This is a genomic window from Hymenobacter pini, from assembly GCF_020421205.1.
In the GTDB taxonomy this organism is placed as follows: domain Bacteria; phylum Bacteroidota; class Bacteroidia; order Cytophagales; family Hymenobacteraceae; genus Hymenobacter; species Hymenobacter pini.
Map to the genome: position 1 here is coordinate 777,019 of NZ_JAIZZH010000002.1, position 14,913 is coordinate 791,931.

General features: G+C 63.9%; 8 protein-coding genes. 4 read left to right on the forward strand and 4 right to left on the reverse strand.

Annotated features, from left to right (window positions below):
* Positions 1-43: 43 nt before the first annotated feature.
* From bglX to uxuA, 3 genes are all read left to right on the forward strand, one after another.
* A complete protein-coding gene (bglX, locus tag LF252_RS09950; protein WP_226269428.1) occupies positions 44-2,344 on the forward strand; it encodes a beta-glucosidase BglX in 2,301 nt (766 codons plus the stop codon).
* Between the two features lie 130 nt (positions 2,345-2,474).
* Entirely contained in the window at positions 2,475-3,296 is an 822-nt protein-coding gene (locus LF252_RS09955) for an SDR family oxidoreductase (RefSeq protein WP_226269429.1), read from the forward strand.
* Positions 3,297-3,445: 149 nt separating this feature from the next.
* On the forward strand, positions 3,446-4,609 hold the full coding sequence (gene uxuA, locus LF252_RS09960) for a mannonate dehydratase (RefSeq protein ID WP_226269430.1): 1,164 nt from the start codon (positions 3,446-3,448) through the stop codon (positions 4,607-4,609).
* Between the two features lie 140 nt (positions 4,610-4,749).
* Here uxuA and LF252_RS09965 read toward each other — a convergent pair whose 3' ends face one another.
* From LF252_RS09965 to LF252_RS09980, 4 genes are all read right to left on the reverse strand, one after another.
* Positions 4,750-6,801, reverse strand: coding sequence for an alpha-L-arabinofuranosidase C-terminal domain-containing protein (locus LF252_RS09965; RefSeq protein ID WP_226269431.1), 2,052 nt, complete (start codon positions 6,799-6,801; stop codon positions 4,750-4,752).
* 65 nt (positions 6,802-6,866) lie between these two features.
* The gene (locus LF252_RS09970; RefSeq protein ID WP_226269432.1) at positions 6,867-8,567 is read right to left on the reverse strand and encodes a sodium:solute symporter family transporter; all 1,701 of its coding nucleotides are present in this window, start codon (positions 8,565-8,567) and stop codon (positions 6,867-6,869) included.
* Between the two features lie 61 nt (positions 8,568-8,628).
* Positions 8,629-9,951, reverse strand: a complete 1,323-nt coding sequence (locus tag LF252_RS09975; protein WP_226269433.1) for a BNR repeat-containing protein — start codon at positions 9,949-9,951, stop codon at positions 8,629-8,631.
* A gap of 238 nt (positions 9,952-10,189) precedes the next feature.
* Entirely contained in the window at positions 10,190-13,372 is a 3,183-nt protein-coding gene (locus LF252_RS09980) for a glycoside hydrolase family 2 TIM barrel-domain containing protein (protein WP_226269434.1), read from the reverse strand.
* 499 nt (positions 13,373-13,871) lie between these two features.
* Between LF252_RS09980 and LF252_RS09985 the strand changes: the two genes are divergently transcribed.
* Positions 13,872-14,906 (forward strand): glycoside hydrolase family 43 protein, encoded by a 1,035-nt coding sequence (locus LF252_RS09985; RefSeq protein WP_226269435.1) that lies wholly within the window; start codon positions 13,872-13,874, stop codon positions 14,904-14,906.
* Positions 14,907-14,913: the final 7 nt, after the last annotated feature.

The window sequence follows — 14,913 nt, forward strand, 5'->3', positions numbered from 1 at the left end:
CCGTTTTTTTGCCGTCTCACCACGGCTCTTACCCCCGACACAAATGCCCGCCTACCGTCCGTCCCACCTCTTGCTCCTCGGCCTGCTGCTGGCCGCCTCGCCCGCCGCGCTGGCCCAGAAAACCAAGGTGAAGGTCAAGAAAACCACCACTTCAGCCACGCCGGCCGCCTCGACCGTCCCGACGATTTCCGCCGCCGACATCGAAAAGCGCATCGACGCGCTGCTGGCGCAGATGACGCTGGAGGAAAAAATCGGCCAGCTCAACCAGTACTCCGGCCGCGAAGTGACCGGCCCGGCCAGCAACCGCAAAAACGACCTGCTCAACAGCATCCGCTCGGGCCAGGTCGGGTCGATGCTGAACGTGAAGGGCGTGGCCGACACCCGCCTCATCCAGGCCGAGGCGCTGAAGTCGCGGCTCAAGATTCCGCTGCTCTTCTCCCTCGACGTTATCCACGGCTACCAGACGGTCTTCCCGATTCCGCTGGCCGAAGCCGCCAGCTGGGACCTGGCCGCCATCCGGCAGTCGGCCCACGTAGCGGCCCGCGAAGCCGCCGCCTCGGGCATCCACTGGACCTTCGCGCCGATGGTGGACGTGGGCCGCGACCCGCGCTGGGGCCGCGTGATGGAAGGCGCCGGCGAAGACACCTACCTCGGTTCCCAGATTGCCCGCGCCCGGGTGCTGGGCTTCCAGGGCGAGAAGCTCGGCGGCACCGACGCCGTCATGGCCTGCGCCAAGCACTTCGCGGCCTACGGCGCCGCCATTGCCGGCCGCGAGTACAATGCCGTCGACCTGAGCGAGCAGCAGCTCTGGCAAACCTACCTGCCGCCCTTCCGGGCCGCCGCCGACGCGGGCGCGGCCACTTTCATGAACTCCTTCAACACGCTCAACGGCATCCCGGCCACCGGCAACGCCTACTTGCAGCGCGACATTCTGAAGGGCCAGTGGAAATACCCCGGCTTCGTGGTGTCGGACTGGGGCAGCATCGGCGAGATGGTGAACTGGGGCTACGCCCAGGACAAGGCCGACGCCGCCCGCAAAGCCCTGGCCGCCGGCTCCGACATGGACATGGAAAGCGACTCCTACCACACCACGCTGGCCCAGTCCATCCAGGCCGGCACGGCCGATAAGGCCCTGCTCGACGACGCCGTGCGCCGCATCCTGCGCAAGAAGTTCGAGCTGGGTTTGTTTGATGACCCCTACCGTTTCTCGGACGAGCAGCGCGAAAAGCAGGTGCTCAGCGACCCGCAGCACCGCGCAGCCGCCCGCGACATCGCCCGCAAGGCTATGGTGCTGCTGAAGAACGAGAACAGCACGCTGCCGCTGGCCCAGCCGCGCAGCATTGCCCTCATCGGCCCGCTGGCCAAGGCCAAGCGCGACCTGGCCGGCAGCTGGGTGGTGCTGGCCGATACCGCCCAGATTACCTCGGTGCACGAGGGCCTGACCCGCCGCGCCGGCAAAAACGCCACCGTACGCTACGCCAAGGGCTGCGAGGTGCAGGGCGACTCCCGCACCGGCTTCGCCCAGGCCGTCGAAGCCGCCAAGGCCTCCGACGTGGTGGTGCTCTGCGTGGGCGAAACCTGGGACATGAGCGGCGAGGCCAAGTCGCGCACCGACATCGGCCTACCCGGCGTGCAGAACGAGCTGTTCCACGCCCTGAAAGCCACCGGCAAGCCCGTGGTGGTGGTGCTGATGGCCGGCCGCCCGCTGGTGTTCAACCAGATTGCCGACCAGGCCGACGCCATTGTGTACGCCTGGTGGCCCGGCGCAGAGGGCGGCAATGCCTTGGCCGACGTGCTCTTCGGCGACTACAACCCCAGCGGGAAGCTGCCGAGCACCTTCCCCCGCTCGGTGGGCCAGATTCCGATCAGCTACCAGCTCTACAACACCGGCCGCCCCGTCACCAAGCCCGGCGACATCCGCTACAAGTCGGCCTACATCGACTCGCCCAACACCCCGCGCTACGCCTTCGGCCACGGCCTGAGCTACACCTCGTTCAAGTACGACGGCCTGAAGCTCAGCCAGCCCACCATGACCGCCGGCCAAACGGTGACGCTGCAGTGCACCGTGACCAACACCGGCAAAGTGGCCGGCGAAGAAGTAGTGCAGCTCTACCTGCGCGACCTGGTGGCCTCGGTAACGCGGCCGCTCAAGGAGCTGATTGATTTCCAGAAAATCAGCCTCAAGCCCGGCGAAACTAAAACCGTCACCTTCACCATCAACCAGGACAAGCTGGCTTTCTATAACAGCAAGCTGCAGTGGCAGGCCGAGCCCGGCGACTTCCAGCTCATGCTGGGCTCCGCCTCCGACGACATCCGCCTGGAAAGCAAGCTGACGCTGCAGTAACGCCGGCCTAGCCGGCGCCATGCGCGTGCTGGTTGGCCTTTTAGTGGTATTTCGGCACGAAACTACCCCTCTCTTCCCGTTAATTTCCGTAATCATGAGCCTTCTTCCTGATACTCCCCCTGCCCCCGCTATGTCTGCCCTCAGTCAGTTCTCCCTTGAAGGGAAAGTCATTGTGATGACCGGAGCTACCGGGGTGCTGGGTGAAGCTCTTTCACTGGCCGTAGCCGAAGCTGGCGCCAAAGTGGTTATTCTGGGCCGGAATGCGGAGCGCGCCAACGCCCGCGTGGCGGCCATCGAAGCCATTGGCGGCGAGGCCATGCCACTGCTCGCCGATGTACTGGATGAGGCCCAAATGCAGGCCGCCTGCGACGACATTGTTCGGACCTGGGGCACCATTGATGGGCTGGTAAATGCCGCCGGCGGCAACATGCCCGGCGCCACGGTAGCCCCCGACCAAGACCTGTTCGACCTCAACATCGAGCACACCCGCCGCGCCGTGGACCTCAACTTATTCGGTACCATCATCCCCACCAACGTGTTTGGTCGGGTGATGGCCGAGAAGGGCAAGGGCAGTATTGTGAACGTGTCGAGCCTGACGGCGCAACGGCCTCTTACGCGGGTGCTGGGCTACACTCTCGGCAAAAAAGCCATTGAAGCCTACACCCAGTGGATGGCCGTGGAGCTGGGTCTGCGGTACGGCGGGGGTCTGCGCATGAACGCCATTGCGCCCGGCGTATTCCTGACGGAGCAAAACCGCAGCCTGCTCGTCAACCCCGATGGTACGCCCACGGCCCGGGCCCGGCAGTTCATTGCCGGTACGCCCTACCAGCGCTTCGGCCAGCCGGAGGAGCTGACCGGCACACTCATCTACCTGCTCAGCGACGCTTCCCGCTTTGTGAACGGCGAAACGGTGATTGTCGATGGTGGCTTCAACGCCTACAGCGGGGTGTAATTTGCCAGCCAAAATTTCTAGAACGTCATGCTGAGCTTGCCGAAGCATCTGCGCTGCTTCGTTGCAGGCTATCTAACGAAGCAGCGCAGATGCTTTATCAAACGGATGCCAGATGCAGCATGACGCCCATTCGTAACCCTCTTTCTCAAATGCCCATTATTCAAAGCTGGCGCTGGTACGGCCCGAACGACCCCGTCAGCCTCGCCGATATCCGCCAGGCCGGCGCTACCGATGTGGTAACGGCCCTGCATCACGTCCCGAACGGCCAGGTCTGGACCGTGGAGGAAATTCAGAAGCGTCAGCAGGCAGTAGCCGCCGCGGGCCTCACGTGGAGCGTGGTGGAAAGCGTACCCGTGCACGAGCAGATCAAGACGCGCACCGGCGAGTACCAGCAGCACATCGAGAACTACAAGCTGAGCCTGCGTAACCTGGCGGCCTGCGGCATCCGCACCGTCACCTACAACTTTATGCCGGTGCTCGACTGGACGCGCACCGACCTGAGCTACGAGGTGGAAGACGGCTCCAAAGCCCTGCGCTTCGAGCGGGCGGCTTTCATTGCCTTCGACGTGCTGCTGCTTCAACGCCCCGGCGCCCGCGCGGAATACTCAACCGAGGAACTGGCCGCCGCCGAAGCTCGCCTCAATGGCATGAGCGAGGCGGAGCGGCAGTTGCTGGTGCGCAACCTCATTGCCGGTCTGCCCGGCTCGGAGGAAAGCTTCACGCTGCAGCAGTTTCAGCAGGCCCTCGATACCTACCAGGGCATTGATGCGGCCAAGCTACGCCAGCACCTCATTTTGTTTCTGCAGGAAATTGTGCCGGTAGCGGAGGAAGTGGGCGTGGTGCTGGCCATTCACCCCGACGACCCGCCCTACCCCATCCTGGGCCTGCCCCGCGTGGTGAGCACTGCCGCCGACGTACAGGCACTAGCCGAAGCCGTGCCTTCGCTGAGCAACGGCCTGTGCTTCTGCACCGGCTCCTTTGGCGTGCGCCCGGATAACGACCTGCCCGCCATGGTGCGCCAGTTCGCCGACCGCATCCACTTCATCCACCTGCGCAGCACTCAGCGCAACGACGCCGGCGACTTCTACGAGGCCAGTCACCTGGAAGGCGACGTGGACATGTACAGCGTAATGCGCGAACTAGTGCTGACTATGCAGCACCGCCAGCAGAGCCTGCCCATGCGCCCCGACCACGGCCACCAGATGCTCGACGACCTGCACAAGAAAACCAACCCCGGCTACTCCGCCATCGGCCGCCTGCGCGGCCTAGCCGAGCTGCGCGGCTTGGAGCTGGGCATCACGCGCAGCTTGTAAGCAGTTTATTCCTTAATTCCGGTTAGCCCATCACTTAACAAAACAAAGACGGCGGCCCCAAGGATTTCTTGAGGCCGCCGTCTTTGTTTTGTTAAGTACTTACCCTGCTTCTACACACGTTTTTATAACGTATGTAACCACTATTTACGGGCTGGAACGCGCAGTACAGTGAGGGAGTACGGTGGCAGCGTATAGCTCACTTGCTGGCCCAAAACGGTTACCGGCTGGGTTACGGGGGCCAGTTTCTGGGGCTGCTGGAGGCTGTTCTCGGTTTGCAGGTCGGCGGCGGCCAGCACTTGGGCCTGGGCGGTTTTGGCGACGCGTTTGAGGCCGCTGAGGGTCAGCTGCACCGGGCGCGGGGTGGCGGCGTAGTTCACCAGCTTCACCACCACATCGGCCTTGTCGGCCACGGCACTGACGTAGAGGTTATCCTGGCCGTTTTTGGCCCCGGCGGGCAGCTGCACGGGCAGGATTTGGGTGCCTTTGTTCAGGGAGAACAGCTTCTGCACGTAGTAGCTGGGCGTGCCGTAGGCCTGCAGGTTGTCAAACCAGATCAGGTCGGGGGCCCACTGCCAGGCATCCACGTGGGCGAATAGCGGGGCGTAGGAAGCCATCTGCACGATATCGGCGTTGCGCTCCAGGCCGGTCATGAAGGCTGCTTCGGAAATGGCCGCGTCCCAGGTGTTGCGGTTCTTGCTGTTGCCAATGCCCTCGGGGTGGGCGGCGTACTCGCCGGCGAAGATTTTGGGGCCAGTGCGGGGGTAGTTGTCGTAGCGGCCGGCGTTCTGGCGGAACCACTCGGGCTTGGCGTAGTAATGCTCATCAATGAGGCCGACCAGACCGGTGGGCAGCTCGCGCAGAAACCTGGTAGCCAGGTCGAAGTTGGCACCGTCGGGGCTGGGACCGGCGCTGCTCACCAGTTGCACCTGCGGGTATTTGGCCTTTACGGCCCGGGCGAAGGGCTCGTACCGCTCCAGGTACTGGGGGCCCCACTGCTCGTTGCCCACGCCAATGTACTTCAGGTTGAAGGGAGCCGGGTGGCCCATAGCTACCCGCTTAGCGCCCCAAGGCGAGGAGGCCGGGCCGTTGGCGAATTCCAGCAAATCCAGCGCATCCTGAATAAACACCTCCAGCGAGGGGTCGTCCTGGGCGTGGTCGTGGGGAGCGGGGGCGCTGGGGCCGGGTGCGGCGGCGTGGCTCATCGGGGCCAGCTCGGCGGAGTTATACTGGCAGGCCATGCCCACGTTCAGAATCGGCAACGGCTCGGCCCCAATATCCTCCGACAGCTGGAAATACTCGAAGAAGCCCAGCCCAAACGACTGGTAGTAATCGGGCGTGAAGCGGTGGGCGAATTCTGTGTTCCAGCGGTTGATGATGGGTTGACGGCTGGCCACGTCGCCAATGGTTTCTTTCCACTGGTAGCGGTTAGACAGGGTGCGCCCTTCCACAATGCAGCCGCCAGGAAACCGCAGAAAACCGGGTTGCAGGTCCTTAAGTAGCTGCACCAAATCGGGGCGCAGGCCGTTGGGGCGGTTCTGCCAGGTGGCTTTCGGATAGAGTGATATGGCATCCAGGTCCACAGTGCCGGCCCCGTCCAGCACCAGCCGCAGGCGAGCTTTGGCAAAGGTAGCCGTGGGCCGGAGCGTGAGCATGAGTGGCTGCCAGCCAGCGCCAGTGGGCAGCGCCAAGTCCGATTCGGCCAGAGTGGCCCCTTTGTCGCCTTCCAGCACCACGCGCAGGTGTTGCACCGGGCCGGCCACGCGGCGGGCCAGCAGCGTGAGCGTGTAGTCCTCGCCCTGCTTCACTCCCATTCCACGGAAGCCTTCGTTGCTGATACCGGCATCGGGCGAGGCGGCTTTGGCCGTGAGGCGCAGGTAGTGCGGGCTGGCCGGGCTGGCGGCCCCTTCGGTGCGCACCTGGTAGGTTTCCAGCGCCGCGCCGCCCTTAATGGCGTGCCAGCCCAGTAGGGGCTCGGGCAGCTCAAACGACTTATTCTTCACCAGCTCGGGGTACAGCCCACCGTCGGCGGCGAAGTTGATGTCCTCAAAGAACAGCCCGAACAGCGTTTTGGGTACGGCCGCGCCGGGTTTATCGGCCTGCACGGTAATGCGGGTGGGAGCCGCCGACTGCGCCTGGGCGGCTAATGGGCCCGCCGCCAGCAGCAGGCCCAGCAGGGAAATGGTTGCGCGCATACGAAGGATGAATGGGCAGTGCATCCGCGGAGCCGCCTCAACGTTGAGACGGCCCCGCGGATGCTTTACCAGAATTTAATGTACAGAGCCGAAATCAGCAGCAGCGTTACCACAATGAGCGTGAGCGTCTGGCTGCTGACGCGGAACAGGCGGGCGTCGATGTGCAGGGCGCGGGCATTCACCACCGGGCCGGCCAGGCTTATGGCTATCATCAGCACAAAGGTGAAGGCAAACGAGAGGCCCATGCAGATGAGGAAGGGAATTTCGTAACCGCCTTTGCCATTGGGGAAGGCCGTGTAAAACAGCGTTTCGTGGCCGAATACGCTGGGGGCGTAGTTGTTGAAGAACACCGACAGCAGGAAACCCGCCAGAATACCGGCAATGGCGGCCGGCGCGGTGGTGCGCTTCCAGAACATGCCCAGCACGAACACCGCCACGATACCGGGCGAGATGAAGCCGGTGTACTTCTGGATGTAGGTGAAGCCGCCTGCGCTGCCGATGCCCAGCAAATCTTCCCAGGTGAGGGCTACACCCAGTAGCATGGCCACAAATACCGTCACGCGGCCAATCCACACCAGCTTTGCCTCGGGGGCTTCTTTGTTGAGGTAGCGCTTGTAGATATCGAGGGTGAAGATGGTGGAGATGGAGTTGACTTTACCGGCCAGGGAGGCCACAATGGCCGCCGTGAGGGCTGCCAGGCTCAGGCCCTTCAGGCCGTTGGGCAGGAAGGTGAGAATGGCCGAGTAGGCGTTATCGGGGTTGAAAGCACCGCCGGAGCTCATTTCAGTTTGCAAACCGCCGTTCTTGTAGAGCACGTAGGCCGCAATGCCGGGCAGCATCACAATTACCGGCATGATGAGCTTAAGCAGGCCGGCAAACAGGATGCCGGTGCGGGCCGTTTTGAGGTCGGCCCCGAGGGCGCGTTGCGTAATGTACTGGTTGCAGCCCCAGTAGTTCAGGTTCACAATCCATTGGCCGGCGGCGTACATGGCCAGGCCCGGCAGCATCAGGTACTTGTCCACGTCGACCTGCGCCGCGTTGGGCCCGGGCTTGTCGAACATCAAATGGAAGTGGTCGTTGGCGTCGGTCATCATGGCGTTGAAGCCGGCCAGGATGTTGTTGCCCAGCCCGAAGTGCTGGCTGACCATGGTGAGGGCAATGTAGGTAGTCAGCAACCCGCCCAGCAGCAGCACCAGCACCTGAATCACGTCGGTGTAGCCCACCACCTTCATGCCGCCCAGCGTAATGAGCAGGGCAAACACGGCCAGGGCCACAATGATGGCGTGGAAGTTGCCGCCGCCGGTGAGGTTGTTGATGGCCAGCGCGCCCAGATACAGAATGGCCGTGAGGTTTACCAGCACGTACAGAAACAGCCAGAAAATACTCATTACCAGGCTCAGCGTAGCGTTGTAGCGCTGCTCCAGAAACTGCGGCATCGTGTAGATGTGCTGCTTCAGGTACACCGGCATAAAGAATACGGCCACAATGATGAGCACAATGGCGGCCACCCACTCATAGGCGGCCACGGCCACGCCCACCGTGAAGCCATTACCCGACATGCCAATAAACTGCTCAGCCGAAATATTGGAGGCAATCATCGAGGCCCCAATGGCCCACCACGTGAGCGAGCCTTCGGCCAGAAAGTAGTCTTTGGTATCGAGCTGGGTTTTCTGCTTGCTGCGGTACACGTAGTACCCGTAGGCACCCACGCCCACCAGGTACACAAAGAACACCGCTAAATCGAGGGCGGTAAGATGCTGGGGCATATGCTAAAAAAGAAGGAGAGAATGAACAGGTGAAAGGCGCCTGGCGAGCTGGCGCGGCAGTTTACGGCTGGGTGGTGGCGTCCTTGGTCGGTTGCCACTCCTGGATGTACACGGGCTGGGCCGGCAGATTTTCCAGCCGCTCCCCGTCGCCCTGGCCGGTGCGCTGCACGAAGAGGCTCAGCACCCCGTCGCGCCGCCACCGCTCGGTGTCGTAGCTCGGCTCCCAGTTGCCCACGCTGGTGGTGGTCAGGTCCGTCACGCGCCACTGCGGCTGGCGCAGGTCGGCGCAGGCGGCCACCGAGGCCCGGTCCTGGCGCTCGGCGTCGCGGAAGATGAGGTAGGCGGCGGGGCGGCCTTTCTGGCTCGTTACCAGCAGCTGGGGGCGGGCAATGGGAATCTTTTTGGTACCGGCCCCGCTCAGGCTGAACGGCGTGGTGCGCTGGGAAATCTGCGTGGTTTTCCAGCTTCGGCCGTCGAGGTAAATCAGCTGGTACTGCGGCACCTGCGTGCCCGCGGGCCGCCAGTAAGTGGCTATGTAGGGCTGCCCGGCCGCGTCGGCGGTGATGCTGGTCTGGTTGATCAGCTCACTGTTCTGCGGAATGCGGGCGGCGTACTCGGCCGAGGCGGCGGTGATAGGCAGCTGGTAGGCCTCGCCGGTGCTGCGCTGCCAACTGCGGCCACCATCCTGGGAGCGGGCGTAGGCCATATCGTGGTTGGAGGCCACATCGGGCGACTCCCGCCACACCCATGACACGTGGATGGTACCCCGCGCATCGATGCAGGCCTGCCAGTAGGCGTTGCGCTGGCCTTCGCCGTCAATCAGCACGTCGTGCAGGCGCGTCCAGCGGCGGGTTTTCAGCTCGTAGCGGTTCAGCACCAAGTTGCCATTGCCGCTGCCCCCGTCGCGGTACAGGAACAGCAGGTCGCCGCTGGGGAAGCGGTGAAATTCGGGGTAAGTCACTTTTTGCTCGCGGGTGCCGAGCATGGGCTCCAGCGGGCCCATTTCCAGGGAGCCGGCGGCCTTGCCCCGGCAGTAGCGCAGCGGGTTGTTGTGGTGGTCGAAGGAAAGGTGCACGAAGCCGGCCCCATCCACCATCAGGCTGATGACGTTGTGGGCATCCTTGATATTGCCCTGATACGCCGTGCGTTGCGTCTGCCAGGGCCCGGCGGGCAGGCGGCGCTTGGCCAGCACCACGTAGCCCAGCGAATCATAATAGGCCGTGTACTGCTCCCGCTTGTGCGTCACTACCGAGTTCTTGCGGAAAACGGCCCCGTTCACGTTGTTCTTCGCCCAGCCCAGGCCAACCGGCGTTTGGGCCGCAGCCGCTACTGTCAGCAGACAGATCGTGAGCAGAGCAAGCAGCAGGCGGGCGGGGTGATTCATGGGGTGGGAAGTTGCCTCACCCCCCGGCCCCCTCTCCAAGGGGAGAGGGGGAGCCAGAGGTCAGCAACGATGCGGATGTGGAACGGGCTGTTTGACAGTTTGATATGGATGGTCCGGCACTACAGTTGAGGCAGAAATCCGGCAGTCGTGGGCTGCGGAGGCCCAAGCCGCTGCAATGTGCCCCGGTGCTGACTCCTGGCTCCCCCTCTCCTCCTGGAGAGGGGGCCGGGGTGAGGCCTTACCGGCGGCCGACGCTCGGGCTGGGTTTCGGGGCGTCGAGCAGGCGCAGGGTGTAGCTGTAGCGGTACTGCTTGGCGGTGAGGCGGTAGGCATCATGGGGCAGGGCACCCCAGCTGTTGTCGCCGCCCACGCCACGCTGGGCCAGGTCGATGTGCAGGGTGGTATGGTCGCGCAGCTTGATGTCAGTGGGGTGCTGCTGCTTTTTGCTCAGGCCGGGGTCCAGGTCCTCGGTACGCACGGGCAGGGCGCTGAAGCTCAGAGGCTGGCCGGCCGCTTCCACGCGCAGGCCGCGGCCGGCCGCATCCGTCAGGGTAAGCCAGCGCATATCGGTATGGTAGCCGTATTCCTGGGGACGGATGTAGTTGCTGGTGAGCGTGCGGGCCACCGAATCCTGGTACACGCCCAGGAAAGTAGTGGTGTTGCGGTCGGCGTAGTTTTCCCAAGGCCCGCGGCCGTAGTATTGCACCCGGCCAAACTGTTGGGGCACCTCCAGGCGCATCCCGAAGCGGGGCAGCTCGGGCAGCTCCCGGCCGGCCAGGTCAATGGCCGCCGTCACCTGAATGGCACCATCGGGGCCAATGAGGTAATCCACGGTGTAGGGCACGTTGATGTCGGTAAGCTGGTACTCCACCTTGATGGGCAGGCCAGCGGCCGACTGCTCCCCTACCGTCACGCGCTGCACTTTGCGGGCGGCGTGGGCCGAGCGCCAGGCACTCAGGTTCTGGGGCATGCTACTGCCGAAGTCGTTATCGGTGGGGGCGCGCCAGAAATACGGTTCAGGGTAGCCCCCGATAACCCACTGATTTTCCAGGCGGTAATCCGTCAGGCGGCCCTGCCGGGTGTTGAACTCGCCGCGCACGTCGCCGGCCGTGAAGGTCAGCTTGTCACCCTCGCGCTTCACTTCCAGGGTACCAACGGCCGGAGCCGGGGCGGCGGCGAAGTACGTGGCGGCGGGCGTGAGGCGGAACTGCTCCCGGGCTACCTCGTGGCCGGCGGGCAGCAAAGGCTGGGCCGTTTTGGTGGTGGCAAATACGTTGAGCACGTACTCGGCGCCGGGCTCGGCTTTCAGGGCGGGCAGCGGCAGGGCCACTTCCTTCTGCTGGCCGGCGGCCAGCTTCTTCACCTCAAAGTTGCCCGTTTTGCTTACTGCTCCGTTGCGCAGCAGCTCCCAGCGGAAGTTGTAGCCGTCGAGGTTGCGGAAGGTGAAGCCGTTGCGCACCGTCAGGCGGCCCGAGGCGGGCTGGGCGGCGCTGAAGCGGATATCCTGGTACACCTTCTTCACCTCGTAGAGGCCGGGGTGTGGGGTGCGGTCGGCGGCCACGAGGCCGTTGGCGCAGAAGTTCTCGTCGTTCTGGCGGTAGTAGCCGCCCAGGTCGCCGCCGTAGGCGTAGAACGAGCGGCCGTCGGTGGTCTGGGTCAGCAGGCCCTGGTCAACCCAGTCCCAGATAAAGCCACCCTGCATGTGGGGCTTGCTCCGGATCAGGTCCCAGTACTCCTGGAAGTTGCCCGAGCTGTTGCCCATAGCGTGTGAGTACTCGCACATGATGTAGGGCCGGGTTTTGTCGGTGGCCTCGGCGTACTTGCGCATCGAGCCCATGCCGGGGTACATGGGGCACACGATGTCGGTGTTTTCGTTTTCGCCGGCCTGCTCAAACTGCACCGGGCGCGAGGGGTCGCGCTGCTTCAGCCATTTATAGGCGTCGTGAAACACCGGGCCGTTGCCGCATTCGTTGCCCAGACTCCAGATAATAACCGAAGGGTGGTTTTTGTCCCGCTCCATCAGCCGCTCGATGCGGTCCAGATGAGCGGCGGCCCATTCGGGGCGGTAGGCCGGGTGCTGGGTTTTATCGAACCAGCCCTGCAGCTCGGCCCCGTAGCCGTGGGTTTCAATGTTGGCCTCATCCACTAGGTAGAAGCCCAGCTCGTCGCAGAGCTGGTAGAACCGTTCGTCGTTGGGGTAGTGCGCGGTGCGGACAGCGTTGATGTTGAACTGGCGCATCACTTCCAGGTCGCGGCGCATGCCGGCTTCCGTTACTACGCGGCCGGTGGTGGGCTCCAGCTCGTGGCGGTTTACGCCGTGCACCTCAATGGGCCGGCCGTTCACCAGCAGCTGGGCATTTTTGATTTCGACTTTGCGGAAACCAACGCGCGTGCCCGTCTGGGCCAGCGTCTTACCGCTGGCGTCCTGCAGGGTGAAGCGGCACTGGTAGAGCGTGGGCGTTTCGCCCGACCACGGCCGCACGTTCTTGATGCTGCCGCCGCTGAACTTCACCGTCTGCAGCCCGGCCCCCGAGGCGGCGGGTACCGGCTGCTGCTGGCGTATCACCGTTTTACCGGCCGGGTCCAGCACTTCCACCAGCAACTTGGCCGGCGCGGCCGAGCCCTGGAACTGGCGCACCGTCACGTCGGCCGCGAACTGGCCGTGCTGGTAGCTGGGGTCGAGGTCGGCGTGGGTGAAGACGTCCCAGATGGTTTGCTGGGGCAGGGAGGTCAGGTACACGTCCCGGTCGATGCCGGAGAGGCGCCAGAAGTCCTGATCTTCGAGGTAGCTGCCGTCGTGCCAGCGCAGCACCTGCACGGCCAGCTGGTTGTCGCCGGGCTGCAGGTACCGGGTAATGTCAAACTCGGCCGGCGACTTGGCCACCTTGCTCATGCCCACGCGCTGCCCGTTCACATACACCACCGCGTAGCCCGAAATGGAGCCGAAGTGCAGCAGCACCTCGCGCCCGGCCCAGCCGGCCGGCACCGTAAACGAGCGGCGGTAGGTGCCCACTGGGTTGTCGCGCCCGTCGATGAAGGGTGCGTTGCGCGGGAACGGGTAGGTGATGTTGGTGTAGATGGGGGTGCCGAAGCCCTGCACCTCCCAGCTCGAGGGCACCGGAATGGTCTTCCAGCTGGCATCGTTGAAGCTGGCCGGGGCGAAGTCGGTGGGCCGCTCGGCAGGGCGCGGGGCGTAGTGGAATTTCCAGGTGCCGTTCAGGCTCTGGAAGTAGCTGGAGCGGGCGTAGTCGTTGGCAGCTACATCAGCCGCCTTGTCAAAGAGCATGAAGGAGGCGCGGGGCTTTTCCTTGTGCTCCTCAATGAGCTGCGGATTTTCCCATTCGTTGGGGGCGGCGGTCTGGGCGGAAGCCAGGCCACTGCCCAGGACGAGAAGGGCGGTCAGGAAGCGGGAATGGAGCATAGCAAACGGGTGGAGAAGCGGAGGAAGCGGGCCGAAACCAGATGCTCGGCCGGAGCACAAAAACCCCTCAGCAATACTAGCGGACGAGCCGCCCCCGGCGCGGGGGTAATTCCGCAGAAAGCGGGGGGCAGATTCGTCAGGCCCGTCAGCTTCAGCGGCTTTCCCGGCATACCCGCAACCCTGGGAGGCCGGTGGTTTTGGGTATTGGGCTAGCTACCTGGGGTGTCGGGAGGCTTTTGGCGGCTGGGCTGATGGTGGCTGAAACAACCATAAACTGTCATCCTGAGCAGCGCGAAGGACCTTACCTCATCAGCACAAATCGTTGCAACGGGGTAAGATCCTGCGCGCTGCTCAGGATGACAGACGAGGTGCAGTAAGCTGTTCCCTCAGAAAGGCACCGCCGATTCTGCCCCGCGCAGTTGACCAACTCCCCCACCCTGGTCTGGCGGCGGGCCGGCGTACTTTGGGCTGCTTCTCTTCCACCTCCTGCTTCTTTCTTATGCAACTCCCACTTCCCCGGCTGGGCATCCTCCTCGGCAGCCTGCTGGCCGGCACCGCCGCGCTGGCCCAAGCTCCAACCGTCGGCAACCCCGACCAGCCGATAAACGTGACCCAGCCCACCCCGCTGCCCGTGTTCGGTAACCCCATCATCCGGGACAAGTACACCGCCGACCCGGCCGCGTTGGTGGTGGGCAACACGGTGTACCTCTACACCGGCCACGACAACCCGCCGCCCGGCAAGGAGTGGTACTACATGAAGCAGTGGCTGTGCTACTCCTCCACCGATATGCTGCACTGGACCGAGCACCCCTCGCCCCTGAACGTGCAGGCCTTCAGTTGGGCCAAGGCCGATGCCTGGGCCTCGCAGGTGGTGGAGCGGGACGGCAAATACTACTGGTACGCGGCCGTGGAGCACGGCAGCATCAACGGTAAAGCCATCGGGGTGGCCGTGGCCGACAGCCCTACCGGCCCCTTCCGGGACGCCCGCGGCTCGGCCCTCATTACCAACGATATGACCCGGGACACCAACATCACCTGGGACGATATCGACCCCACGGTGTTTGTTGATGATAAGGGCCAGGCTTACCTATACTGGGGCAATACGGTGTGCTACTGGGCCAAGCTGAAGCCGAATATGACGGAGCTGGACGGGCCCATCCACGCCATTACCACGCTGCCGCAGTTCACGGAGGCGCCCTGGCTGCACTACCGCAAGGGCTGGTACTACCTGAGCTACGCCACCGGCTTCCCCGAGAAGATTGCCTACGCCATGAGCCGCAGCCTGGAAGGGCCTTGGGAATACAAAGGCATCCTCAACGAAGTGGCCGGCAACTCCAACACTAACCACCAGTCCATTATCGAGTTCCGGGGCGAGTGGTATTTCATCTACCATAACGGCAGCCTCAACACGCACGGCAGCAGCTTCCACCGCTCCGTGTGCATCGACCGGCTGCGCTACAATAAGGACGGCACCCTGCAGCGCGTGCAAATGACCTCGGAAGGCCTGACTGTTCCGGCTGGCAAACGTCGTTAACCATACT

Excerpts from the sequence above, each read along its gene's own strand:
- bglX (WP_226269428.1), top strand. The coding sequence starts at position 44 with ATGCCCGCCTACCGTCCGTCCCACCTCTTGCTCCTCGGCCTGCTGCTG.
- LF252_RS09955 (WP_226269429.1), top strand. The coding sequence starts at position 2,475 with ATGTCTGCCCTCAGTCAGTTCTCCCTTGAAGGGAAAGTCATTGTGATG.
- uxuA (WP_226269430.1), top strand. The coding sequence starts at position 3,446 with ATGCCCATTATTCAAAGCTGGCGCTGGTACGGCCCGAACGACCCCGTC.
- LF252_RS09965 (WP_226269431.1), bottom strand. The coding sequence starts at position 6,801 with ATGCGCGCAACCATTTCCCTGCTGGGCCTGCTGCTGGCGGCGGGCCCA.
- LF252_RS09970 (WP_226269432.1), bottom strand. The coding sequence starts at position 8,567 with ATGCCCCAGCATCTTACCGCCCTCGATTTAGCGGTGTTCTTTGTGTAC.
- LF252_RS09975 (WP_226269433.1), bottom strand. The coding sequence starts at position 9,951 with ATGAATCACCCCGCCCGCCTGCTGCTTGCTCTGCTCACGATCTGTCTG.
- LF252_RS09980 (WP_226269434.1), bottom strand. The coding sequence starts at position 13,372 with ATGCTCCATTCCCGCTTCCTGACCGCCCTTCTCGTCCTGGGCAGTGGC.
- LF252_RS09985 (WP_226269435.1), top strand. The coding sequence starts at position 13,872 with ATGCAACTCCCACTTCCCCGGCTGGGCATCCTCCTCGGCAGCCTGCTG.